This window comes from Streptomyces sp. NPDC047085 (assembly GCF_040643735.1).
Classification (GTDB): Bacteria; Actinomycetota; Actinomycetes; order Streptomycetales; family Streptomycetaceae; genus Streptomyces.
This window is the reverse complement of record NZ_JBEYUW010000036.1, coordinates 1-1796: the sequence shown is the minus strand read 5'-3', so window position 1 is coordinate 1796 and position 1796 is coordinate 1. Positions and strand designations below refer to the sequence as shown.

Here is a 1796-nt window from a genome sequence, read left to right as displayed (position 1 = left end):
GCTGGAACAGCTCCCACAACTCGTCCGGCACCAGCCGCTCAACGATCCCCACCACGAACGACAGCCTACCCAGGCAGCCAAATGAGATGAAGTCTTAGTGGACGGAAGCGGTCACAAAGCAGCGTTGCGGATCGAGGCGCTTCCGGCGACTCCGATTCCGCCCCACCCGCTCACCCACCCGCTCACCCGCCCTCTTACGGGACGCACTTGTTGTCCGAGGGCGAGAGGTTTGTTGCCAGAAGTGGTTCAGCACAGCCTGGGCGTAGCGGGGTTGTGGTCGAACGTGGCGTGACGACCAGCCACTTCGGCGCCGACTGCGCGAAGCCGAGTGGAGAGGTCGGGGCCCGTGAGAATGGCCTCCACGTCGTTCTGCGGTCCCCTGCCCAGCAGGAGCCGAGAGGCATCTTGGATGGCGATGGCTTCGCTGCCGCTCAGGAAGAGTGTCGCGATCAGCAAGGCGCGGTCGGCGGGACTCGTCTCCTTGAAGACCGCGTTCACCTCTGTGCGCCACTGCTGGAAGGCAGACAGCGCTGTGTTCAGTCCCTCAGTGGAGTCCTCGGCCTGGGCGAGGTCGCCGGCCAGCCTCGCGGCGGCAGCGGGTGCGGAGGATTCCGACAGCAGGTGTGCGGCCTGGCCCACCATGCCCGTGCCGTCGGGCTTGAGAGTGGCGTCGAGCCAGCGGATCCGCTCGGGCTTGCGGTAAAGGAACTCAAGGTGCTTCTCGGCTACCCGATGCGGGGCGGGTCTGCTCTTCGCCCGAACGACGACCCGGCCCAGCGTTCCGGACGCTCCCTCGGGCCAGGAGTGCTCGTCTGCGATGACGACGAGCGCGCGCCACGCCAGGCCCGGCGGATTCGAGCCCCTCGTCGTCATGCTGCCGCAGGATGCGCGTCAGGGCGGTATGCCCCGGCACGGTGCGCGTCTCCCCCTCCGCACGCCCCTTCAGATCACGCTCTTCGTGAATCTCGCCCGTGTCGGTCCACTGCTTGCCGACCTCCGGCCAGCCCCCCGGCGGTGTGCGGCTCCGCGGCGAACTGGTTCCAGCAGGCGGCGTTGCCTGTTCCCGGCTGGTCCATCCCTAAAGGGTGTTGCACAAGGCTCTGATCTGGGCATCTCCCTGGTATGGCCGGGGTGTTGAGGGCTGACCGGGTGTGGGTGGAGACGTTCACGGGGCTGCGGGTGACGCAGTTTTCGGATCTGTTGAAGGTGGTGCGGGAGCGGGGCGGCAACGGCACCCTGCGGGGCCGGCCGTGGTCGTTGCCGCTGGCCGAGAGGGTGCTGATGGTCGCGGTGTACTACCGCACGAACTTGATCATGCGGCAGCTGGGCCCGCTGTTCGGCGTTTCCTCCTCCACGGTGTGCCGTGTCATCCAGCGGCTGGGACCGCTGCTCGCACTCGAGCCCGTCTCCCGCCCGGCCGATGCAGCAGACCGGTTGTGGATCGTGGACGGCACGCTCGTCCCGGTCCGCGACCGCGGCGTGGGCGCCTCCTCCCGCAACTACCGGTTCTCGGCGAATGTGCAGGTCATCGTTGATGCGGAGACGCGTCTGGTGATCGCAACTGCGCGTCCGGTGCCGGGCACCACGGCGGACGCGCATGCCTGGCGCGCTTCCGGGCTCAGCGAGCACTGTCAGGGCGTGACTGTGCTCGCTGACGGTGCCCATCTCAACTGCGATATGGCGGTGCCGCACCGCAAACGTCCCGGGCGACCTCTGCTGCAGGCCGAGGAGGACGACAACGCCGAGCACCGCAGGGTCTGTGCCCGCGTGGAACATGTGATCGGCCGGATGAAGAA

At 67.8% G+C, this 1796-nt stretch carries 2 protein-coding genes; one reads left to right on the top strand and one right to left on the bottom strand.

Annotated features, from left to right (window positions below; translation table 11 throughout):
• Window positions 1-246: 246 nt before the first annotated feature.
• Window positions 247-873, bottom strand: coding sequence for a hypothetical protein (locus ABZ865_RS41975; RefSeq protein WP_361242809.1), 627 nt, complete (start codon window positions 871-873; stop codon window positions 247-249).
• A gap of 249 nt (window positions 874-1122) precedes the next feature.
• On the opposite strand from ABZ865_RS41975, the gene ABZ865_RS41970 reads away from it, so the two are divergent.
• Window positions 1123-1796, top strand: a 674-nt coding sequence (locus ABZ865_RS41970) for a transposase family protein (RefSeq protein WP_361242806.1), incomplete at its 3' end; no start/stop codon positions are given.